This is a genomic window from Microbacterium sp. ZKA21, assembly GCF_050434165.1.
In the GTDB taxonomy this organism is placed as follows: domain Bacteria; phylum Actinomycetota; class Actinomycetes; order Actinomycetales; family Microbacteriaceae; genus Microbacterium.
In genome coordinates this window covers 142,257-163,184 of sequence record NZ_JBNPVV010000007.1, presented here as the reverse complement: position 1 = coordinate 163,184, position 20,928 = coordinate 142,257, and the positions used below count along the sequence as shown (strand labels likewise).

The window sequence follows — 20,928 nt, the reverse complement described above, 5'->3', positions numbered from 1 at the left end:
GGTTCCAGGGACGATGAACCGGCTTTTGTCTTCTTCGCTGCGGCCGCGCGGAATCAGGTGGCGAGGACGGCCTTCGCTGACGTCGTCCGGCGCAGTGCGACCGCGAGCGTCGTGATGCCCAGCGCCAGCACACTCCATACGATCAGCGCGGCCACTGCCGCGCCGCTGCCGGCGATCAGTCCGGTGTAGGCCGCCTGGGTCGGCAGAGCGGCACCGAGGGAGGCGAGCCAGGCCGGCACGGTCGAGATGAGCCCGGTGGCTATCGCCAGGACGCCGACGAGTGCGCTGATCCAACGGCCGACGCCGCCCAGCACGGCCACCAGAGCCTGATTCACGGCGGCGAAGGCGATGCCGGCGAGCACGGCCGTTCCCGCGAACACCCACCAGGTCGCAGCGTCGTACTGCGCCACGATCTGCACGATGAGCGACACGAGCAGGCCCTGACCCGCGCCGATGAGCGCGGCCGGAGCGAATGCCCGCAGAGCGAGCGCGATCGACGGACGGCGCGAGGTGAGCGTGCGCGCCGTGTGCGGTCGCAGCACGAGGAAGGTCGCGAGCGCGCCGAACCAGAGCACGACGGCCGTCAGCAGCGGGATCGCCGTCGGCCCGAAGATCGTCGATGCCGCCGTGTTCGACGACACGGGGTCGGCGATCACCGAGGCGAGCGAGGACGACTCGTCCTCCGAGAACGAGGGGATCGACTCCACGGCCGTGTCGAGACCGCTCGCGAGTTCCCCGGTGCCGTCCGCGAGCTGGTCGAGACCGTCGACGAGCTCGGTCGCGCCATCGGCGAGCTGCGTGGCGCCGTCGCCGAGCTGTCCGGCGCCGGAGCTCAGCTCGTCGGCTCCGGTCGCGAGCTGCCCCGCTCCCTGGCCGAGCCCGGTCGCACCTGTCGACAGGCCGGTCGCCCCGTTCGCGAGCTCGCGGGCGCCGGCCGCCGACTGGTCGACTCCGCCGGCGAGCTGGTTCAGGCCGTCGCCCAGCGCGACCGCGGCACCTCCGGCCTCGCTGAGCTGCGCGGACAGCGTCTGCGGCAGCGCGCCGATGCCCTCCGCGAGCGGACCGGCGTAACCGGACGCGGTGCCGGCCGCCGTCGCGGCGTCGCCGGCGGATGCGGCAGCGGTCCCGGCATCCTCAGCGGCCGTGGCGAGCTGCGCACAGAGGTCGCCGGACACCACAGGATCGCACTGCGCGGCCAGCGCGCCGAGCGTGGCCGCGAGTTCACCGACCTGCGTCGCCGTCGTGACGGTCGATTCCGCGGCGGCGGCGGACTCCGACGCGACCGTGCCCGCCGCGCCGACGAGCCGGCCCATGTCGCCAGCGGGGTCGGCCATCGCAGCCGCGCCGGAGAGCAGCCCCTGCCCGAGCGTCGTCGCCCCGGAACCCGCTTCGCGGGTCTTCGCTGCGATCGTGTCCAGTCCGGTTCCGAGCGAGCTCGCGCCGCCGCTGAGCTGCGTCGCGCCGTCCGCGAGCTGGGTCGCTCCGTTCGAGATCTCGGATGCCCCATCGCCGAGCTGGGACGCTCCGTCGCCGAGCTGGCTGACGCCGTCGGCGAGCTGGGTCGCCCCATCCGGCAGAGCGGTCGCCCCGTCCGCGGCCTTCGACGCACCGTCGGCCAGCGTCGTCGCGCCGTCCGCGGCCTCGCCGAGCTGGTCGCCGAGCGTCGTGAAGCCGACCAGCACGTTCTCCATGGTCGCCTCGCTGAGCATCGTGCCCATGGTCGATGTAGCGGCGGTGGCGATCTGGGACGTGATGAGGTCGTCGGCGACGCGGCCGTCATCCGGTGTGGTGACCGTGATCGTCGCCTGCTCGGCTTCGCCGCCGCCATCGGCGATCGCGGTGCCCGAGGAGGTCGCGGCCGCGGAGAAGTTCTCCGGAATCGTGATGACGGCCTGGTAGCTGCCGTCGGCGAGGCCCTCGGCCGCGTCGTCCTCGTTCGAGATCACCCACGTCAGGTTGGAGTCGAGTTCGTCCGAACCCTCGACGAGACCCGAGGCGAGCTGCCGCCCGAGCGGCGTGTACTGGTCGTCGATCGTGACCGGCTCGTCGAGATTGACGATCGCCGCGGTCATCGAGTCGAGGCGCTCGGTCGGATTCTGCAGCGCCGCGACCAGTAGTCCACCGATGATCGCCGGCAGCAGCAGCACGCCGAGCACAGTCAGCCAGGTGATCTTCGTGCGGGAACGCGTCCGTTCGGCGGAGAGGGTCATGCGGTCACCTCGGTGGTCTCGGTGCGGTGGGGGAAGCGGGTGTCGACGACGTCGGCGTCCGGCCATCCGGCATCCGCCAGGATCGCGCGGCCGACGTACGCATCGGATGCCGTGGCGAACACGGCCAGGTCACGGGATGCCGCGGCATCCCTGAGCATCGCCGTCGCCTGGTCGCGCTGCGCGCCGCCGAGCAGGTCGATGCCGTCGATCACGACGAGTTCGGAACGCCCCCGCAGTGCCTCGCGCAGGTCGGCGAGTGCGGCATCCGTGTCGTCGACGAGCACGCAGCCGACATGGGCGCGCACCCAGGCGGCGCGGCCGGGGAGCAGATGTCCGGCTACCCGCAGGCGGCCGTCGTCGGGGGCGATGCGACCGGCGACGGCCAGCGCGAGCGCGCGACGCACCCGGGCATCCGGAGCCGTGGCGATCTGCGCGGCGCGCGGGGCGAGACGCAGCGTGACGCCCTCGAGGATCGGCGCATCGGCACGGAGCACCAGATCGTCTGCGGCGATGACGGAATCATCGCCGGGCCAGGACGCGAGGTGCCGTTCGCGCTCGACGGCTTCGCCCTCGACGTCGACACTGGGCAGGATCCGCTCCAGCCAGCGCGGCAGCTCCCACGCGCGCTCACCGAGGATCGTCATGAGGGCCGGGATGAGCGTCATGCGGACGAGGAACGCGTCGATCGCGATGCCGGCGGCGAGGCCGAGCGCGATCGGCTTGAGCGACGAATCGCCCTCGGGGACGAACGCCACGAAGACGGCGAACATGATGAGTCCGGCGGCGGTGACGACCTTCGCCGAGCCGCTGAACCCGGACCGGACGGCGCGGATCGCCGCGGTCCGGCGCTCGGCGCGGTCCGCGCTCTTCGACGCCGGGTCGTGCACGAAGTCCTCGCGCATGCGCGAGACGAGGAAGACCTGGTAGTCCATGGCGAGGCCGAACAGCACGCCCATGAGGACGATCGGCATGAAGCTGATGATCGGGCCGGTCTTGGCGACGTGCAGTGCGTCGGCGAACCAGCCCCACTCGAACACTGCGCCCACGACGCCGAACGCCGCGATGATGGAGAGCAGGTAGCCGAGCGCGGCCGTGACGGGCACCCAGATCGAGCGGAACACGATCGTCAGCAGAATGAGCGACAGGCCGATCACGAAGATCCCGAACGGCAGCAGCGCGGCGCCGAGCTGGTCGGAGATGTCGATCGCGACGGCCGTGAATCCGGTCACCTTCACATCGATTCCGAACTCGTCCAGCCACTCGTCGTGATGCGAACGCAGCTCGCGCACGAGCTCGCTGGTGGCGGGGTCGTCCGGCGCCGTCTCCGGGATCACCTGCACGATGCCGGTGTCGGCGGTCTCGTTCGGCGTCGCGAGCGCGACCTCCTTGACGCCGTCGATGTCGGCCACGGCCTCACCGAGGTCCTCCATGAGGGTCAGCGGATCCGTCGAGGTGACGATCGTGCCGGTGAGGATGAGCGGGCCGTTGAACCCGGGGCCGAACTCCTCTGCGACGAGGTCGTAGCTCTGCCGAGCCTCGGAGTCCTTCGGCAGCACGCCGGCGTTGGGCAGAGCGAGGTTGAGGCTGAGCGCCGGGATGGCGATGACGCCGAGGCCGACGACGACGGCGAGCGAGGTGAGAATCGGCCGCTTCGTGATGCCGCCGACCCAGCGTCCGCTGAACGAGCGGCGCGGTGCGGTGCCCTCCTTCGCCGGGCGCGGGGTGCGCTTCCAGCCGACGACGCGGCCCTTCATGAAGCCGAGCAGCGCCGGTGTCAGCGTCACGGCGATGACGACCGCGATCGCGACGGCGACGGCCGCAGCGATGCCCATCGTCGTGAGGAACGGGATGCCGGCGAAACCGAGCCCGATCAGGGCGATGAGCACCGTGATGCCGGCGAACACGACGGCGGAACCCGCGGTGCCGACGGCACGCGCTGCCGACTCCTCCGGATCGACGCCGTCACGGACCTGGTCCTGGTGCCTGGCCATGATGAACAGGGCATAGTCGATGCCGACAGCGAGACCGAGCATCAGGGCCAGCAGGGGAGTCGTCGACGACACGGTGGCGAAGGCCGTGGCCGCGAAGATCCCGGCGATCGAGATGCCGACGCCGAGGATCGCGGTCGCGAGGGGCAGGCCGGCCATCGCGAACGAGCGGAACGTGACGATGAGGACGATGAGCGCGATCAGCAGGCCGACGGCCTCGGTCAGCGTGACGCCGGGGATCGAGGTCGCGAACAGGTCCCCGCCGAGTGCCGTCTGCGAGCCGTCGGGCAGAGCCGCGGACAGATCGTCCACCACGGTGCCCAGTTCGTCCTTGGTCTCCTGGGAGACATCGGTGGACTGCCCGTCGAACTGCAGCTGGACGATCGCGGCGGTCTCGTCGTCGTTGATCATGCCGTCGACCATCTCGTCGTACGGCGAGGTGACGGCGAGGACGCCGTCGAGACCCTCGAGGCCGTCCACGGCATCCTCGATGTCCTCGCGGTAGGCGTCGTCCGTGATGCTGTCGCCGTCGGCGGCCACGACGATGAACTGCGCGTTCGTGCCGCTGACCTGGGGGAACGAGCGGGACAGCTGCTCGAGGCCGGCCTGCGATTCCGTGCCGGGGATGGAGAACGAATTGTCCGTTCCGGTGCCGAGCACGAGGGCGCCGCCGCCGGCGATGCCGAGCACCAGCAGCCAGGAGACGAGCACTCGCCAGGGGTGGCGGAACGACCAGCGTCCGAGGGACGACAGGAGTGTGGACACGAGGATCCTCCGTGAGGGGCCGGCGCAGGTTGGATACATAAGCGTATCCGATACAACTCTGTATCCTAAGGTGAGTCGGGCGTGCGAAACTGTGGACGAGGTGTGAGAGTGGGACTGTGGAGGCTTCGATGACGATTCCGGTGACCAGACGCCGCGAGAACACCAGGGCTCGCCTGCTGGATGCCGCGGCGCAGGTGTTCGCGGAGATCGGCCTCGAGGGGGCGAGCGTGGAGGCGATCTGCGAGCGCGCCGGCTTCACCCGCGGCGCCTTCTACTCGAACTTCGAGTCGAAGGACCAGCTGTTCCTGGCACTCGCCTCGTCCGTCGCGGAGCAGCGCCTCTCGTCGGTCCGCGGGCGCATCGACGAGTTCGTCGCGTCGGGCGTGCTCGCCGGCGACGCGGATCCCACAGCGCTCGTGCAGCGGATCATGGACTCCGGCCTGGACGACCGGCTCGGCGTGCTCATGATGAGCGAGATCCGCATCCGCGCCCTGCGCGATGAGGGCTTCGCCAAGGCCTACCGCGAGCAGGATCGCGCCATGGTGACGAGCATCGAGGACATCATCCAGGGGCTCATCGACACCGGTCTCTTCGCCCTGCGGATCGACGTCCCGTCGGCCGCGCGGATGCTCATGGTCCAGTGGGAGGGCTGCATGGCGCGCGCCGCGCTCGACGGGCTGGATGGCGAGAGCCTGCACCATGTCGGAGCCGAAGCCCTCGGACAGCTCGTCGACCTCATCATCGCGCCGACGGAATAGCCCGCGTCACCACAGCCCGTCCAGCTGCGGAGCGAGCTCAGCGGGGCTGGTCAGGCGGACGCGAGCAGGGCGTGGCACCGCGTCAGACGCGCGAGCCACCAGTCGCGGCGTTCGTCGGACGCCGCGAGGCGATCGAGCCGCGCGGGATCCGGGACGACACGGCCGACGGGGATCGCGCCGTCGCGCGGACGGAGATCGGCCACATCCTCGACGAACAGCGCCCCGGTGCCGAGCCCGCAGTCGTACTCGAGCTCCGGGAGGGATGCCGCGAGCATCGCCCCCTGCGACAGGCCGACGGCCGTGTCCAGAGCACTCGAGACGACGGCCGGCAACCCGGCCTCCGCCACGATGGCGAGTGCGCGGCGGACTCCGCCGAGCGGCTGCGCTTTGATCACCAGCAGGTCGGCCGCGCCGGCACGGGCGACCGCGATCGGATCGGAGGCCTTGCGCACGCTCTCGTCCGCAGCGATCGGGATGCCCATGTACTTCACGCGCGCGCGCAGCTCGGCCAGCTCGTCGACGTTCGCGCACGGCTGCTCCGCGTACTCGAGGTCGAACGCGGCGAGCGCATGGATCGCGTGCTCCGCCTCGTCCACGTTCCAGGCGCCGTTCGCGTCGATGCGGATCCGGCCCTCCGGGCCCAGCGCCTCGCGCACGGCGCGGACCCGCGCGACGTCGTCCGCGAGCACCTGGCCGGGGTCGGCGACCTTGACCTTCGCGGTGCGGCATCCGGGGAAGCGCGCGAGGATCGCGGCGACATCGGCGGCCGGCACGGCGGGCACCGTCGCGTTCACGCCGATCGTCGTGCGCCGCGGCGCCGGCTGCTCGTTCCACGCGAAATCGAGCGCTGCCGCGAGCCACGTGGATGCCTCGGCATCCGAATACTCCACGAAGGGTGAGAACTCCGCCCAACCGGCGGGTCCCTCCAGCAGCAGCGCTTCACGGACGTCGACGCCGCGGAAGCGGGTCGTCATCGGAAGTGCGACCACTCGGGCGGTGGCGAGGATGTCGGCAAGCGGCGGCGTCATCGCCCCATCATCCCGCGAGAAACCACTTCGTGCGCGAGAAACCACCGCGGTCGTGGTTTCTCGCGCACGACGTGGTTTCTCGGCCGAGGGTGCTGACCCTCAGCCCAGACGCTTCTGCAGTTCCGCCATGCGGGCGGTGGTGCGGAAGCCGAGACGCGTGTTCACAGCCAGCATGTGAGCGTTCGAGTCGGCATTGAACGTGTAGACGCGCGTCGTGCCGGGGGAGTGCTGCTGGAGCATCCGCAGATTCTCCAGCTTGATGCGCAGGCCGAGCCGGTGGCCGCGGTCCTCTCTGCGCACGAGCGTGCCCCACTGATAGGCGTTGCTGTCATCGATCGAGACGACGATCTGCGTATAGGCGGCGACATGGCCGTCCGCGGTCAGTGCGATCGTGCCGTACGACGTGCGGCCCTGGCGTGCGACCAGCGCCTCGTCGGCGCGGAAGTCGGCGACGTCCGCCGATGCGGTCTCGATGTCCAGGTCGCCGGTGGGCGCCTCGGTGTCGAGGGACGCGTCCAGTGCGGCCCACTCGACGACGACGTCCTCGGGCACGGCGCCCGCCCAGCTGCGGATCGTGTACCCGGGCGCTGGTGCTTCGGCGAGGAGCTCCTCGATCGCGGCATCCGCCACCGGGAGATCGAGCCGACCCTGCAGGTCACCGAGCGCGACGGCGAAACCGTGCCGACGCGCGAACTCGTAACCCGGCTCGCCTGTGCCGTCTGCCGACGCGGATGCCGGCCAGAAGATGTCCGCCCGCAGGGTCGTGCGTCCGGCGGCCGCCGCCTCGGCTTCGACATGCGCGAGCAGGGCGGAGCCCACGCCGCGGCGACGGTGCTCCGGCGGCACGTTCACGCCGATGCCGGCCGAATGCACGTTGTCCTTGAGGGGTAGGCCGATGGATGCCGAGCCGACGACCGCGCCCTCCTGGGCGACGAACGCGCGCCGCTCGGTCGTCGCCGAGGGCTGCTGCAGTTCGGCACGGCTCTCGTCGCGCGACCAGATCACGGCGTTCTCGCCCATGTCGACGCGGCGGGCGGCGGCGTAGGCCTCCCACCATGCGTCGTAGGCGTCGTCGTCGAACGGATCGATGCGGCTGATCGTGATGGTCACCTGTTCACGCTAGCGCTGGCAGCCGAGACAGCGATGTGCGATTGACAATAGTGTGCGACGCACAGTAATGTGATCGACATGAACGAAGAGTTCGACACGCACCTGCAGGAACTGCGACGCGGCACCATCGTGCTCGCGTGTCTGCAGCTGCTGCGCGACGCCGGATACGGCTACAGCCTGCTCGAGCAGCTCGACGGGCACGGCTTCAGCACCGACGCCAACACCCTGTACCCGCTGCTGCGGCGGCTGGAGAAGCAGGGATACCTCACGAGCGAGTGGAACACCGAGGAGGCGAGGCCCCGCAAGTTCTATCGGACCTCCGCCGACGGCATCCGTCTCGCCGACGCACTGACCCAGGAATGGCGATCGCTCACCGCGGCGATCACCTCGCTCACCGAAGAGGAGCACTGACATGACCGCCACGCTGTCCGAGCGCTACATCTCGGCCACCATCCGCAGCCTCAAGCCCGACACGCAGGACGACGTCCGCGCCGAGCTCGCAGCCTCCATCGCCGACGCCGTCGAGGCGCGGGTCGACCAGGGCGAGGCGCCGGCGGAGGCCGAGCGCGCCGTCCTGACCGGGCTCGGCGACCCCGACATCCTCGCCGCCGGCTACGCCGAGCGACCGCTGCAGCTGATCGGTCCGAAGTACTATCTGACCTGGTGGCGCCTGCTGAAGCTGCTGCTGTGGATCGTGCCGATCTGCGTGGTCGGCGGTATGACGCTGGGGCTGCTGCTGTCGGGCGAGGGAGTCGGCGAGACGATCGGCCAGGTCGTGCCCGTCGTTCTGCAGGTCATCGTGCACCTGTGCTTCTGGACGACGCTGGTCTTCGTCGTCTTCGAGCGGACGGGTGCCGACACCGGTGTCAGGTGGGATGTCGACCAGCTGCCGGAGATCCAGGAGGACGGTGCCGGCCGCAGTGAGCTGATCGCGTCGCTGGTGTTCCTCGGCATCGCGGCCGTCGCCGTGGTGTGGGACAGGATCCGCGGCTTCTTCCCGACAGGAGGCGATCCGATCGCGATCCTGAACCCGCAGCTGTGGCCGTGGTGGATAGGTGCGCTGTTCGCCCTCATCGTCGTGGAGGCCGTGTTCGCGATCGCGCTGTTCCGCCGGCGCCGCTGGACCACGACGCTGGCGGTGCTGAACACCGTGCTCGCGCTGGCGTTCGCCGCCTGGGTGCTCATCCCGCTGCTGCGCGGCGAGCTCGTCAACCCCGACTTCCTGGCCTTCGTCACGGAAGCGGGCGGCGAGAAATTCGCCGAGGGGCAGGCGGAGTCGGCCGAAAACGGTGGCCTCTTCGGCATCCTGGGAGTCCTGCTCGGTTTCGGTGTTGCCGTCGGCGTGATCTGGGACATCGTGGACGGATGGCGCAAGGCGCGTCGGGCAGGGCGTGCAGAGCTGGTCTGACGGTCGCACTTCCCGGGGGAGCGACATGCTCCTCGGGGAAGTGCGCTGCCGGGGAATAGGCTGGATGCCGTGGACAACGCATTCGTCTCCGACCTGTTCGATCCCTCAGAGTGGACGCTCGCGCCCGGGGCCGAGGCGTACACCGATATCACCGCGCACGTGTCCGTGGACGGCGGCGTCGCCCGGATCGCGTTCAACCGGCCGGAGGTGCGCAACGCGTTCCGCCCGCACACGGTCGACGAGCTCTACCGCGCGCTCGACATCGCCAGGCAGGACCCGCGCATCGGCGCCGTGCTGCTCACCGGCAACGGTCCGAGTCCGAAGGACGGCGGCTGGGCGTTCTGCTCCGGCGGCGACCAGCGCATCCGCGGGCGCGACGGGTACAAGTACTCCGACGACGAGACCGTCGTGGCGGACCCGGCTCGCGCCGGCCGCCTGCACATCCTCGAGGTCCAGCGGCTGATCCGCTTCATGCCCAAGGTGGTGATCGCGGTCGTCCCCGGATGGGCCGCCGGCGGCGGTCATTCCCTGCACGTCGTGTGCGATCTGACGATCGCCTCCGCCGAGCACGGGAGGTTCAAGCAGACGGATGCTGACGTCGGATCGTTCGATGCCGGCTACGGCTCGGCGTACATGGCGCGCCAGACCGGGCAGAAGATCGCCCGCGAGGTGTTCTTCCTCGCCGAAGAGTACTCCGCGCAGCGCGCTTTTGAGATGGGCGCGGTCAACCGGGTCGTGCCGCACGCGGAGCTCGAGCGCGAGGCGCTGAGCATGGCTCGGACCGTGCTCACCAAGTCGCCGACGGCGATCCGGATGCTGAAGTTCGCGTTCAACGCGGTCGACGACGGCCTCGTGGGCCAGCAGGTGTTCGCCGGTGAGGCGACGCGCCTCGCGTACGGCACCGACGAGGCCGTCGAGGGCAGGGACTCGTTCCTCGAGAAGCGCGACCCCGACTGGTCCGCGTTCCCGTACCACTTCTGATCCGCCATGACGTCTCTGATCGCCACCTCCGCAGAGGATCCTCTCGTCCTCGCCGATCAACTGCGGCGCGCACTCGACGGCGGCCCGGCACTCGGGCTCGGGATGCTGGGTGAGCAGCCGGATGCCGTCCCGGACGGCACCGCGGTGGTGATCGGGACGTCCGGTTCCACCGGCATCCCGAAGCGCGTCGTCCTCAGCGGGGAAGCGCTGCGGGCCGGCGCCGAGGCCACAGCGGAGCGGGTCGGCTCAGGGCGCTGGCTGCTGGCGCTACCAGGGGGCTATGTCGCGGGGTTGCAGGTGCTCGTGCGGTCGATCCTCGCCGGGACCGAGCCAGTGGTCCTTTCCGGCGCGTTCTCGCCGCTCGCGTTCGCCGAGGCGACGCTGAGGAACCTGCGCACGGCGCGCGATGACGCCCTGTTCACCTCGTTGGTGCCCGCCCAGGTCGCCAGCCTCCTCGACGCGATCGGCGAACCGGGCGTGCGCGCGGCGCTGCAGGCGTACCGAGCGATCCTGGTCGGCGGACAGGCGCTGCCGGAGGTGCTGCGCGAGCGGGCGGCGGATGCCGGGGCGCCCCTCGTGCGCACGTACGGCTCGACGGAGACGAGCGGCGGGTGCGTGTACGACGGCATCCCTTTGGAGACCGTGAGCGTGCATGGCGTGGACGGCGAACTGCGGATCGCCGGCCCTATGCTCGCCGACGGGTACCTCGACGACCCTGTGCTCACCGGCCGCATGTTCGAGCGCGATGAGCACGGCATCCGCTGGTACCGGACCGGCGACCTCGGGATCGTCGAGAACGGGGTCGTCCGGGTCCACGGGCGCGCGGACAACGTGATCGTCTCCGGCGGCATCAACGTGTCGCTCGATCGGGTCGAGAACGTCGTGCGTCGGATTCCCGGGCTGACCTCGGCCGTGGTCGTCGGCGTCGAGGACGACAGGTGGGGCGAGGCATCCGTCATCGTCGCCGTGCGCGGCGAGGCCCTGCGACGCAGCGAATCCGAGCAGCTCGAGCATGCGCGCGAGGCGGTCGCCGCCGAGATCGGCAAGCACGCGCGCCCCGCGCGCCTCGTGCTGGTCGATGAGCTCGCGACGCTGCCGAGCGGCAAGCCCGACCGCGACGCGATCGGGAGTCTGGCCGCGCAGCTGCGCTGACCCGCTCACCTGCCCGTCTGCATGGCGCGTGTGCACGCGAATATCGGCGTGTCGCGTACACGGGCGCCGTATGGACGGGTGGTGGACGCGAGAGGCGGCAGACTGGGGCGATGGCGACCTACACGCACGGGCATCACGAGACGGTGCTGCGCTCCCACAACAACCGCACGATCGCGAACTCGGCGGAGTATCTCCGGCCGTACCTGACCCCGGATGCGTCGCTGCTCGACATCGGTGCGGGCCCAGGGACGATCACGGTGGAGTTCGCCGAGCAGGTCGCGCACGTGACGGCGACTGAGATCGGCGAAGCGGAGCTCGCCCTGTCGCAGCGCGCCGCCGCCGACCGCGGCTTGACGAACCTCGACTTCTCGGTCGAAGACGTGCACGCCCTGACCTTCGCCGACGACAGCTTCGACGTCGTGCACGCGCATCAGGTGCTGCAGCACGTCGCCGACCCGGTGCAGGCGCTGCGCGAGATGCGCCGGGTCGCGAAGCCCGGCGGCATGGTCGCCGCACGCGACGCCGACTACGGCGGGTTCATCTGGTTCCCGCTGATCCCCGCGCTCGACGAGTGGCTGGCGCTGTACCACGCGGCCGCACGCGCGAACGGGGGAGAGCCGGATGCCGGCCGCCGGCTGCTGTCCTGGGCGAAGGCGGCCGGATTCGTCGACGTCACCGCGACCGTCTCGACGTGGTGCTATGCGACCCGGGAGGAGCGCGCCTGGTGGGGCGGCATGTGGGCAGACCGCATCCTGGAGTCGGCGCTCGCGCGCCAGGCCGTCGACACCGGGCTCGCCACCCGAGCGGATCTCGAACGCATGAGCGCCGGCTGGAAGGCATGGGCGGATGCCGAGGACGGCTGGTACCTCGTCCCACACGGCGAGATCATCGCGCGAGCCTGACGCACGGGGTACATCTGCAGATGGATGCCCGCGTTGACGCCCTCGCGTAGCGTGAGAGGGTGATCCGCCCGCTGTCCCGCACCGCGCTCGTCCTCGACATCGTCGGGGCCGCGCTGCTGTTCGTGACCCTGACGCCCATGGCGCTGGCGTTCTACGGGCCGGGGAGCCTGAGCTTCATCGGCATCTCCGAGGCCGCCGGTATCGCCGCGATGGTGCTCGCCGGAGCGATCCAGTGCGGCGCCGTGGCGATCGGCCGGCTCGCGCCGGGCATCGCGCTCGCCGTGGCCTGGACCGGTGCGATCGTGCAGATGGCGGCGGGGCTGTCTCCGCTGCCGTTCAACATCGCGATCCTCATGGTCCTGTATGCCACGGCGGCGTGGGGGTCGCGCCGGGTGATGTGGGCCGGCCTGCTCTCGGCCGGCATCGGCGCCGTGGTCGCCGGTGTCTACATCTCGTTCTTCAACGGCGCCTCGTCCGGTGGTTTCGGGATCACCTTCGGTGCCGCGGTCCTGCTCATCCTGCTCTCCGTGATGGCCCTGGGCTTCGCCTGGGTGGCCGGGTTCGGATGGCGCATGGTGCTGCGCTCCCGCCGCATCCGCGACGCGCAGATGCGCGCCGAAGCCGCGACGGCGGAGGAGCAGGAGCGGGTGCGCATCGCCCGAGACATGCACGACATCGTCGCCCATTCGCTCGCCGTGGTCATCGCACAGGCGGACGGCGCCCGGTACGCCTCCGCGGTGGATCCGGATGCCGCACCGGCCGCGCTGACGACGATCGCGCAGACCGCGCGCGGGGCGCTGTCGGATGTCCGGATGCTGCTGACCCAGTTGCGCCACCGGCAGGGCGACGGTCCGCAGCCCACGCTCGCCGACCTCGAGACGCTGTTCGCGCAGGTGCGCCAGGCGGGCATCGAGCCGCGCGTGACCGTGGATCCGATGCCGCCCGAGGGGCTTGCGGGCGGCCTCCAGCTCGCGGTGTACCGGATCCTTCAGGAGGCCCTCACGAACGCCCTGCGTTACGGAGACGGCAAGTCGGTCGAGATCCATCTCGCCTGGCACCGGGAGTTCGTGGACATCACGGTCGCGAACGTCGTCGACGGGTCATCGGCGCCGAGTCTCGGCGGCGGACACGGGATCATCGGCATGCGCGAACGCGCGCAGCTCGTCGGCGGCGTCCTGCGCGCCGAACACGAGGGCGGGCGATTCGTGGTCCGGGCGCGCTTGCCGGTCGCGGCCGCGGATGCCGGGCAGGATGGAACCGGCGCCTCCGGCGCCGGGAGAGGGGACTCATGATCCGCGTCGTGCTGGTCGACGACCAGGGCCTGTTCCGCGCCGGCATCCGGATGCTCGTCGACTCGCAGCCGGACCTCGAGGTCGCCGGTGAAGCCGGCGACGGGCGCGAGGCGCTCGCGGTCATCGCCGCGACCCGTCCCGACGTCGTCCTGATGGACATCCGGATGCCGGTGATGGACGGACTCACCGCCACCGGCGAACTGCTCGCCCAGCCGGATCCGCCGAAGGTCGTCATGCTCACGACATTCGATCTCGACGAGGCGGCGGCCAAGGCCATCCGTCAGGGGGCCAGCGGGTTCCTGCTCAAGGACGCCGATCCGGAGTTCCTGCTCGCCGCGATCCGGACCGTGCACGCGGGATCCAGTGTGATCGCGGCATCCGCGACGCGCGACCTGTTCGCGCATTTCGCGGAGGAGACGAAGCCCGTCCCGGCATCCTACGGAGAGCTCACCGACCGTGAGCGGGAGATCTTCGCACTCGCCGCCCGAGGGCTCTCGAATGCCGAGATCGCGACGCGGGAGTTCCTCAGCGAGGCGACCGTGAAGACGCACATCAGCCGCATCCTCACCAAGCTGGGCCTGCGCGACCGCGTGCAGCTGGTCGTCTTCGCATTCGAGCACGGCCTGACCTGAACGGGATCATCCTTCCGATGTACGCGGGATGGGTCCGGCGGGCGATGTGCGGGAGCATGCCGGATTCCTAACGTGGTCAGCATGGAGATCACGACCAGCGACCTGGGGCTCGCCGCCCGCGTCCAGCATCTGAAGAAGTCCTACGGCTCCGGCGACGCCGCGGTGCACGCGCTCGACGGCGTGAGCGTCGGCATCCGCCGGGGGCAGTTCACCGCCATCATGGGGCCGTCCGGCTCGGGCAAGTCGACCCTGATGCACATCATGGCCGGCCTCGACGCCCCCACCGAAGGCCGCGCGTGGATCGGAGACACCGAGATCACCGGTCTCGGCGACCTCGACCTGACGATCCTGCGCCGCCGCCGGGTCGGCTTCATCTTCCAGGCGTTCAACCTCGTGCCGACGCTCGACGCGATCGGCAACATCATGCTGCCGTTCGAGCTCGACGGGCGCCGCCCGAGTGCGATCGAGCGCGCGCGCATCGACGGACTGGTCCAGACGCTCGGTCTCACCTCGCGCCTGCGGCATCGTCCGCACGAACTGTCCGGTGGACAGCAGCAGCGCGTCGCGATCGCCCGCGCCCTCGCCACCGCGCCCGACCTGGTGTTCGCCGACGAGCCCACGGGCAACCTCGACTCGAAGACCGGCCGCGAGGTGCTGCAACTGCTCTCGGCAGCCAGCCGGGAGCACGGGCAGTCGATCGCAATGGTGACGCATGACGCGATCGCCGCCAGCCATGCCGATCGCGTGCTGTACCTCGGGGACGGGCGGATCGTGGCCGATCACCCCCAGCAGAGCGCCGAGCAGATCGCGGCGTACATGCTCGCGGCCGAGGTGGCGGCATGACCGTCGTCGCGACGAACCCGGCCGTGATCGCGGACACCGCGCGGACCGGCCCCCGGCTCGGCTGGCTGCGCGACCGGGGCATGGGGGCGAGCGTGCTCGTCGCCGGCCTCGCGTCGGCGTTCGGCGTCGTGCTCGTCGAAGCCACCGCGTACATCGGGGTGATGCTGAAGGCCGATCCCTACATCGGCGACAGCGGAACGCTCGCCGTCGTCGTCGCGATCCTGACGGTCCTGCTCATCGGCGTCGCGCTGTACGTCGCGGCGATCGTCACGGCCAACACGTTCTCGACCATCATCGCCGGGCGCACCCGCCGGATCGCGCTCATGCGGCTGATCGGCGCGACCGCGCAGTCGCAGCGATCGGAGGTGGCGCGCCAGGGTCTCGTCGTCGGTCTCATCGGCGCCGTCGTCGGCATCGCAGTGGGGATGCTGATCTCGGTGCTCGGCATCGTCGTCGCCGACAGGCTACTGGGAGCGCTTCCGGAGTTCTCTCTCGCTCAGGCCGCAATCGTCGTCCCGGCCGTCGGCGTCGCGCTCACGACCTGGGCCGCGGCCTGGGCCGGGTCCCGCCGGGTGCTGTCCGTGACGCCGCTGCAGGCGATCGGCGGCTCGGTCGAGCGCACCCATGCGGATGCCGCGGCGCGCCCCGCCCGGCACGTCGGCGCGCTGATCCTCCTGCTCGTCGGTGCGGCACTGCTCGTGTTCGGGATCATGGTCGGACTCGTCAAGCCGCTCGGTGTGGTCATCGCGTTCTTCGGGGGACTGCTGTCCTTCACGGGACTGTCGCTCGGCGCGGTGCTGTTCATGCCCCCGGTGCTGCGCCTGGTCGGTCGGCTCTTCGGCGGTTCGGCGACCGCCCGACTGGCCGCTGAGAACGCGCATCGGTACCCGGAGCGCTCGAGCCGCATGGCGATCGGCGTCGTCATGGGCGTGACGCTCGTGACGATGTTCGCGGTCGCCCTGGAATCGGTGAAGGTTCTGCTGACCAAGGCGGCCGGCGGTGAACTGGATGCGCAGTTCACGATCATCATGGACAGCTTCGCCGCCGTCATGATGGTGCTCGTCGGGATCTCCGCGGTGATCGCGGCCGTCGGGCTGGTGAACCTGCTGACGATCGGGGTCGTGCAGCGGCGCCGCGAACTCGGGTTGCTGCGCTCGATCGGGCTGTCCAACCGGCAGGTGCGCCGGATGATCCTGCTGGAGGCGGCGCACATCACGATCACCGCGACCGTCACCGGCCTCGTGCTCGGCGTGCTGTACGGCTGGATCGCCGCGCAGTCGCTGCTGGGATCGGTGCGGATGCCTCCGACGTTCGAGCAGACCGCTGGGCTCATCGCGCCCGCCGTGCCGTGGATCCCGGTGGTGGTGATCGTCGTCGCGACCGCGGTTCTGACGCTCGTCGCCGCCGCGACCCCGACCCGTCTCGCCACCGGCGTCGCTCCGGTCGAGGCCCTCGCCGTCGACTGACGTTCACCTGTCCTGTCCTGTCCGATCCCGACCGCGAGACGTACTTTGCGGGGTGACACTCGGCCTGCCCAGGTCGGTCTCGCCTCACAAAGTAGGTCTCGCGGGGCGAATAGGGTGGAGGGATGCCTCAGCCGTTCGACCAGTCCGCGTACCAGGTCCGGCTCGACTGGGGCACTCCGGGGCTGGAGCGGTTGGCCGCGGCGGACATCGTGGTCGTCGTCGACGTGCTGCGCTTCTCGTCGACGCTTCCGGATGTCGTCGCAGCCGGGGTCGAGGTCGAACTCGCCGACGCCATGGGATGGTCGTCCAACGGCGCCGCCGTGGTCGCGGCCGCATCGGCTGCGGAGACGGTGCTCGTCGGTGGTCTGCGCAACGCGTCAGCCGTCGCGCGTGCGGTGATGGCGATCCAGGATCAGCGCCGGCAGCGGACGTCGGTCGCGGTGATCGCCGCCGGGGAGCAGACTCCGGACGGCGGTTTGCGGTTCGCGATCGAGGATCAGCTCGGCGCCGGAGCCATCATCGCGGCGCTCGGAGATCTCGGCATCGATCACACGTCGCCCGAGGCGGCCGTCGCCGCCGAGTCTGCGCGCGGGCTCCGTCGCGCGCTGCGCCATCTGCTGTCGGCATCCGGCTCGGGGCGCGAGCTCGTGGAGGGCGTCGCCTCGACCGCGCGCATGGAGGCATCCGGCATCGCGCCGGCGACGACAGCCGCTGCCGCTGAGCTGGATGCCGTCGACGTCGTCCCGGTGCTGCGCGACGGAGTCTTCGTCGCCTTCACCCGCTGAGTTTCTCGGTCAGGTCGAGCGTCAGCACGAGGCGAACCGCGGTTCTGCGACACTTCTCGGAGAATGCGCCACGAAACAACTGGCGCATACTCAGAAAGGTGTGGCAAAGGCCGAGGGGCGCACGGGTCAGCGCGGTGTCTGCGCGGCGAGCTTGGTCGCGGCGGTGATCTCGCGCCGCGTCCACTCGAACTGGTACCGCGGGTCGTAATTGCGCGAGCACTTGGCGCAGCTCGTGGCGCGGGTCGGGCGACGGTGCCGGTAGGTCACATGCCCGGCGGGGCACCGGCCCACCCAGGGGGCGAGCTCCGTCGCCGTCTCGCCATGATGCGTCGTGCCGCCGACGTAGCCGAGCTCGCCGGCGACCCGCTGCCACCGCGCGCCGTGCCCCGCCTGGTGGCCGGCGAGGGCGTGCGCGACCTCGTGCAGCAGCACCTGATGGATCTCGTCGTCATCGAATCGGGCGGCGAGGTAGCGTGACACCGTGATGCGCTTGGTGCGGTAATCGCACTGCCCGGCACGGCGTTTCGCATTGTCGAATCCGAACGTCCAGGTGTCGTCCAGATGCATCCGGATGAGCGCGTCAGCCCAGATGCGCACACGGTCCAATTCCGCCATACGCTCAGGGTAGATCACGCCGCGGACATCGGCCGCGCTGGGCGCGTCAGATGGCGACCGGAGACTCCACGCGGCGTCGTTCGACCGTCTCGATCGCGAGCAGCACCGTCTCCAGATCGCGGTCCTCGGCGCCGGTCTCGCGCCGCAGGAACAGCGAGCGCTTGAAGCTCTCCTTGGCCTGCTCGAAATCGCCTGCCTCGAGAGCGTTCTTGCCCCGATGCTGGTGGGCGAATGCGGCGATCGATGCCCAGCGCTGCCCCTCGGCCTCATCCGCGCACGTGGCCAGCTCCTGGTCGGCGGCGGCGTGCGCCCCGCGATACTGCAGGATCGTCGCATGCAGCACCCGGGCGCGCAGTACGTCCTTGCGCGTGCCGGCCATGCGCGCCTGACGAACCGCCTCGTCCGCGAGCGCGAGCGACTCGTCCAGGCGATCGAGCACCTTCAGCAGCCAGACCCGTTCCAGCATCGCCGGCAGACTCCGCTGGGAATCGATCTCCGCGAGGCGTCGTTCGCACTCGAGCGGATCGACTCGTTCCCGAAGGGTTTCGGAGTCATAACCCCGGATGTAACTCAATGTGCTCTCCCTTCCGCAGCGCCATCATCCAGTCTGCCTGGCACTCGCGATACCTGCGAGTCGGCACGCCCCGGATGCCGAGATCGGACGCGGCTCAGCGCAGGAAGATCGACGCGTCGGGCTTCGGGGAGGCGGTCGCATCGGCATCCGTCACGATCCGAGCCCCCTGGGCGAAGGCGGACACTTCGGCGCCCTGCGCGATCTTGGCCGGGTGGGGCCCTGCCGCCAGCATCCGCGGCAGCCATTCCGTCGGCAGGGGAGAAGCGGATGCCGCGATCACCAGGTTGCCGAACCGGCGTCCCTTGAGCACTTGCGTGTCCGCGAGCACCGCCACCTCGGGCAGGACGTCCGCGATCGTCGCGACCTGGCGGCGCGCGAAGGCGAGGCCGGGACCGTCCGCGACGTTGACGAGCAGCACGCCGCTCGGCGCCAGCAGTCCGGACAGCTCGCGGTAGAACTCGACACTGGTCAGGTGGGCCGGCGTCTGCGCGCCGGAGTAGACGTCCGACACGACGAGGTCGCACGCGCCGCTCAGAGCGGACGGCAGACGTGTCACGCCCTCGCGCGCATCGCCGATGCGGATGCGGATCGCCGCGCCCTTCGGCAGCGGAAGATGCTCGCGGACGAGGCTCGCGAGCGGCGCCTCGAGCTCGATCACCTGCTGCCGCGACCCCGGCCGCGTGGCTTCGATGTAGCGGGGGATCGTCAATGCGCCTGCGCCGAGATGCACGGCCGTCAGCGCCGCGCCGGGCAGCTGATCGATCACGGCGCCCATGCGCAGGATGTACTCGAAGTGCAGGTGCGTGGGGTCGTCCAGATCGACGTGCGACTGCGGCGTCCCGTCGACGATGAGCTCGAATCCGCTGGTGAAATCGCTGGGCTCGATCGACGCGATTCCGCCGTGGTCGAGGCGCGCCGTCGGATGCTCGACATCCCGTGTGCGCGATCGACCCATGCATCCCAGCGTACGTGTTACGGCTCTGTGACGATCCTCGCGAGAAGTTGCAGCGGGTTTGTTAGTCGTGGATACTTTTTCCTGATCGACATGCATCCCAGCGTGCCGAGGACGTTTTCAATGAGGAGATTCACCCGATGAAGAAGCGCATTCTTCCCCTCGTGGCGCTCGGCGTCACGGCGACGCTGGGCCTGGCCGCCTGCGCCGGCGACAGCGGAGACAGCGGCTCCGGCGACGGCGCTGACGGCGAAGGCAAGACTCTCAACGTCTGGATCATGCAGGGCACGAACCCGGACTCCACCGCATTCCTCGATGAGGTCGCCGCGGCGTTCGAAGAGGAGACCGGTGCGAAGGTCGAGTTCGAAGAGGTCCAGTGGGCCGACGCGCACGACCGTTTCGTGACGTCGATCGCCGGCGGCACGACGCCCGACATCGCCGAGACCGGCACCACCTGGACGGCGGAGTTCGCCGACGCGGGCGCGCTGCTCCCGATCGACGAGTACGTGGACGCCGAGGACGGCCTGCGCGACGACCTCGTCGAAGGGCTCGAAGTCGCCGGCACGTACGACGAGGAGCTGTACGGCATGCCCTGGTACGCCGGCGTGCGCTCGATCATCTACCGCGCCGACATCTTCGAGGAGCTCGGACTCGAGGCGCCGAAGACGTGGGACGACATCGTCACGGCTGGCGAGGCGATCAAGGCCGCGCACCCCGAGATCATGCCGTTCCCCGTTCCCGGTGACGCCGAGTTCCAGGTCTACCCCTGGGTCTGGGGCGCCGGCGGCGAGATCGCCACGCTCGACGGCGACACCTGGACCAGCGAGCTGGACAGCGCCGAGTCCCAGGAGGGCATCCAGTTCTACACCGACCTGGCCACGAAGCACGGCTTCTCGTCCGCCGGTGCGACGACGTGGAAGGAGACGGATCTGCGTGACGCGTTCGTCGCCGGCAACGTCGCGATGATGCTCTCCGGCTCGTGGACGCCGAACGCCATCCTCGAGGCCAACCCCGACCTCGAGGGCAAGCTCGGAGCCGCGGTCATCCCCGGCAAGGACGGCGACATCGCCCCGTCGGTCCTCGGCGGATCCCACCTGTCGATCTTCAACACGACCGAGAACGCCGACCTCGCCTGGCAGCTCGTGGACCTCATGACCACGGGCGAGTTCGCCGAGAAGTGGGCGGACGAGACCGGCTACTTCCCCGGTGTCCAGTCGGCCATGGAGGAGGCGCTCGCGTCGACCGACCCGCTCGTGGCGCCGTTCGCGCAGCAGATGGTCGAGGGCGGCGCATCCGTCCCGGTGACTCCGAACTTCGGCGCCGTGCAGGCGAAGAAGACCACCAACGCCATGATGCAGTCGATCCTCAGCGGACAGAAGGACGTCGAAACCGCGACCAAGGACGCTGCCACCGAGATGACCGAGCTGCTCAACCAGTAATCCAGCAGCACAGCTACCAAAGGACGTC

Annotated in this window: 19 protein-coding genes; 12 read left to right on the top strand and 7 right to left on the bottom strand. The window is 70.3% G+C overall.

Annotation, left to right across the window (positions count from 1 at the left end):
- Nucleotides 1-53: 53 nt before the first annotated feature.
- Both M2317_RS14840 and M2317_RS14835 read right to left on the bottom strand, forming a co-directional pair.
- Entirely contained in the window at nucleotides 54-2,210 is a 2,157-nt protein-coding gene (locus M2317_RS14840) for a YhgE/Pip family protein (RefSeq protein ID WP_429461434.1), read from the bottom strand.
- A complete protein-coding gene (locus M2317_RS14835; protein WP_429461432.1) occupies nucleotides 2,207-4,963 on the bottom strand; it encodes an efflux RND transporter permease subunit in 2,757 nt (918 codons plus the stop codon). The genes M2317_RS14840 and M2317_RS14835 overlap by 4 nt, the downstream gene beginning before the upstream one ends.
- 128 nt (nucleotides 4,964-5,091) lie before the next feature.
- Between M2317_RS14835 and M2317_RS14830 the strand changes: the two genes are divergently transcribed.
- A complete protein-coding gene (locus tag M2317_RS14830; RefSeq protein WP_429461431.1) occupies nucleotides 5,092-5,721 on the top strand; it encodes a TetR/AcrR family transcriptional regulator in 630 nt (209 codons plus the stop codon).
- Between the two features lie 50 nt (nucleotides 5,722-5,771).
- Here M2317_RS14830 and M2317_RS14825 read toward each other — a convergent pair whose 3' ends face one another.
- Nucleotides 5,772-6,749, bottom strand: coding sequence for an o-succinylbenzoate synthase (locus tag M2317_RS14825; protein WP_429461429.1), 978 nt, complete (start codon nucleotides 6,747-6,749; stop codon nucleotides 5,772-5,774).
- Between the two features lie 99 nt (nucleotides 6,750-6,848).
- Nucleotides 6,849-7,859 carry a GNAT family N-acetyltransferase gene (locus M2317_RS14820; protein ID WP_429461427.1) on the bottom strand — a complete coding sequence of 337 codons (1,011 nt, stop codon included), beginning with the start codon at nucleotides 7,857-7,859 and terminating at the stop codon, nucleotides 6,849-6,851.
- Between the two features lie 78 nt (nucleotides 7,860-7,937).
- Between M2317_RS14820 and M2317_RS14815 the strand changes: the two genes are divergently transcribed.
- The 10 genes from M2317_RS14815 (at nucleotide 7,938) to M2317_RS14770 (ending at nucleotide 17,320) form a co-directional block, all read left to right on the top strand.
- Nucleotides 7,938-8,270 (top strand): PadR family transcriptional regulator, encoded by a 333-nt coding sequence (locus tag M2317_RS14815; protein ID WP_429461425.1) that lies wholly within the window; start codon nucleotides 7,938-7,940, stop codon nucleotides 8,268-8,270.
- A gap of 1 nt (nucleotide 8,271) precedes the next feature.
- The gene (locus M2317_RS14810) at nucleotides 8,272-9,267 is read left to right on the top strand and encodes a permease prefix domain 1-containing protein (RefSeq protein WP_429461423.1); all 996 of its coding nucleotides are present in this window, start codon (nucleotides 8,272-8,274) and stop codon (nucleotides 9,265-9,267) included.
- A 69-nt stretch (nucleotides 9,268-9,336) separates the two neighbouring features.
- Nucleotides 9,337-10,248 carry a 1,4-dihydroxy-2-naphthoyl-CoA synthase gene (locus tag M2317_RS14805; protein ID WP_429461421.1) on the top strand — a complete coding sequence of 304 codons (912 nt, stop codon included), beginning with the start codon at nucleotides 9,337-9,339 and terminating at the stop codon, nucleotides 10,246-10,248.
- A gap of 6 nt (nucleotides 10,249-10,254) precedes the next feature.
- Nucleotides 10,255-11,400, top strand: coding sequence for an AMP-binding protein (locus M2317_RS14800; protein ID WP_429461419.1), 1,146 nt, complete (start codon nucleotides 10,255-10,257; stop codon nucleotides 11,398-11,400).
- 110 nt (nucleotides 11,401-11,510) lie between these two features.
- Entirely contained in the window at nucleotides 11,511-12,302 is a 792-nt protein-coding gene (locus M2317_RS14795; RefSeq protein WP_429461417.1) for a class I SAM-dependent methyltransferase, read from the top strand.
- Between the two features lie 59 nt (nucleotides 12,303-12,361).
- Nucleotides 12,362-13,594, top strand: a complete 1,233-nt coding sequence (locus tag M2317_RS14790) for a histidine kinase (RefSeq protein ID WP_429461415.1) — start codon at nucleotides 12,362-12,364, stop codon at nucleotides 13,592-13,594.
- Nucleotides 13,591-14,226, top strand: coding sequence for a response regulator (locus tag M2317_RS14785; protein WP_429461414.1), 636 nt, complete (start codon nucleotides 13,591-13,593; stop codon nucleotides 14,224-14,226). The genes M2317_RS14790 and M2317_RS14785 overlap by 4 nt, the downstream gene beginning before the upstream one ends.
- Nucleotides 14,227-14,307: 81 nt before the next feature.
- Nucleotides 14,308-15,069 (top strand): ABC transporter ATP-binding protein, encoded by a 762-nt coding sequence (locus M2317_RS14780; protein WP_429461412.1) that lies wholly within the window; start codon nucleotides 14,308-14,310, stop codon nucleotides 15,067-15,069.
- Nucleotides 15,066-16,535, top strand: a complete 1,470-nt coding sequence (locus M2317_RS14775) for an FtsX-like permease family protein (protein ID WP_429461410.1) — start codon at nucleotides 15,066-15,068, stop codon at nucleotides 16,533-16,535. The genes M2317_RS14780 and M2317_RS14775 overlap by 4 nt, the downstream gene beginning before the upstream one ends.
- 122 nt (nucleotides 16,536-16,657) lie before the next feature.
- Nucleotides 16,658-17,320 carry a 2-phosphosulfolactate phosphatase gene (locus tag M2317_RS14770; protein ID WP_429461408.1) on the top strand — a complete coding sequence of 221 codons (663 nt, stop codon included), beginning with the start codon at nucleotides 16,658-16,660 and terminating at the stop codon, nucleotides 17,318-17,320.
- Nucleotides 17,321-17,446: 126 nt separating this feature from the next.
- On the opposite strand, the gene M2317_RS14765 is transcribed toward M2317_RS14770, so the two are convergent.
- From M2317_RS14765 to M2317_RS14755, 3 genes are all read right to left on the bottom strand, one after another.
- On the bottom strand, nucleotides 17,447-17,935 hold the full coding sequence (locus M2317_RS14765; RefSeq protein ID WP_429461407.1) for a SprT-like domain-containing protein: 489 nt from the start codon (nucleotides 17,933-17,935) through the stop codon (nucleotides 17,447-17,449).
- Nucleotides 17,936-17,981: 46 nt separating this feature from the next.
- Nucleotides 17,982-18,401, bottom strand: a complete 420-nt coding sequence (locus M2317_RS14760; protein WP_429461405.1) for a hypothetical protein — start codon at nucleotides 18,399-18,401, stop codon at nucleotides 17,982-17,984.
- A gap of 202 nt (nucleotides 18,402-18,603) precedes the next feature.
- Entirely contained in the window at nucleotides 18,604-19,464 is an 861-nt protein-coding gene (locus tag M2317_RS14755; RefSeq protein ID WP_429461403.1) for a spermidine synthase, read from the bottom strand.
- A gap of 137 nt (nucleotides 19,465-19,601) precedes the next feature.
- On the opposite strand from M2317_RS14755, the gene M2317_RS14750 reads away from it, so the two are divergent.
- Nucleotides 19,602-20,900 (top strand): sugar ABC transporter substrate-binding protein, encoded by a 1,299-nt coding sequence (locus M2317_RS14750; RefSeq protein WP_429461401.1) that lies wholly within the window; start codon nucleotides 19,602-19,604, stop codon nucleotides 20,898-20,900.
- The last annotated feature ends 28 nt before the right edge of the window (nucleotides 20,901-20,928 follow it).

Excerpts from the sequence above, each read along its gene's own strand:
- M2317_RS14775 (WP_429461410.1), top strand. The coding sequence starts at position 15,066 with ATGACCGTCGTCGCGACGAACCCGGCCGTGATCGCGGACACCGCGCGG.
- M2317_RS14800 (WP_429461419.1), top strand. The coding sequence starts at position 10,255 with ATGACGTCTCTGATCGCCACCTCCGCAGAGGATCCTCTCGTCCTCGCC.
- M2317_RS14825 (WP_429461429.1), bottom strand. The coding sequence starts at position 6,749 with ATGACGCCGCCGCTTGCCGACATCCTCGCCACCGCCCGAGTGGTCGCA.
- M2317_RS14760 (WP_429461405.1), bottom strand. The coding sequence starts at position 18,401 with ATGCTGGAACGGGTCTGGCTGCTGAAGGTGCTCGATCGCCTGGACGAG.
- M2317_RS14765 (WP_429461407.1), bottom strand. The coding sequence starts at position 17,935 with ATGGCGGAATTGGACCGTGTGCGCATCTGGGCTGACGCGCTCATCCGG.
- M2317_RS14780 (WP_429461412.1), top strand. The coding sequence starts at position 14,308 with ATGGAGATCACGACCAGCGACCTGGGGCTCGCCGCCCGCGTCCAGCAT.
- M2317_RS14795 (WP_429461417.1), top strand. The coding sequence starts at position 11,511 with ATGGCGACCTACACGCACGGGCATCACGAGACGGTGCTGCGCTCCCAC.
- M2317_RS14810 (WP_429461423.1), top strand. The coding sequence starts at position 8,272 with ATGACCGCCACGCTGTCCGAGCGCTACATCTCGGCCACCATCCGCAGC.
- M2317_RS14830 (WP_429461431.1), top strand. The coding sequence starts at position 5,092 with ATGACGATTCCGGTGACCAGACGCCGCGAGAACACCAGGGCTCGCCTG.
- M2317_RS14785 (WP_429461414.1), top strand. The coding sequence starts at position 13,591 with ATGATCCGCGTCGTGCTGGTCGACGACCAGGGCCTGTTCCGCGCCGGC.
- M2317_RS14815 (WP_429461425.1), top strand. The coding sequence starts at position 7,938 with ATGAACGAAGAGTTCGACACGCACCTGCAGGAACTGCGACGCGGCACC.
- M2317_RS14755 (WP_429461403.1), bottom strand. The coding sequence starts at position 19,464 with ATGGGTCGATCGCGCACACGGGATGTCGAGCATCCGACGGCGCGCCTC.
- M2317_RS14750 (WP_429461401.1), top strand. The coding sequence starts at position 19,602 with ATGAAGAAGCGCATTCTTCCCCTCGTGGCGCTCGGCGTCACGGCGACG.
- M2317_RS14770 (WP_429461408.1), top strand. The coding sequence starts at position 16,658 with ATGCCTCAGCCGTTCGACCAGTCCGCGTACCAGGTCCGGCTCGACTGG.
- M2317_RS14840 (WP_429461434.1), bottom strand. The coding sequence starts at position 2,210 with ATGACCCTCTCCGCCGAACGGACGCGTTCCCGCACGAAGATCACCTGG.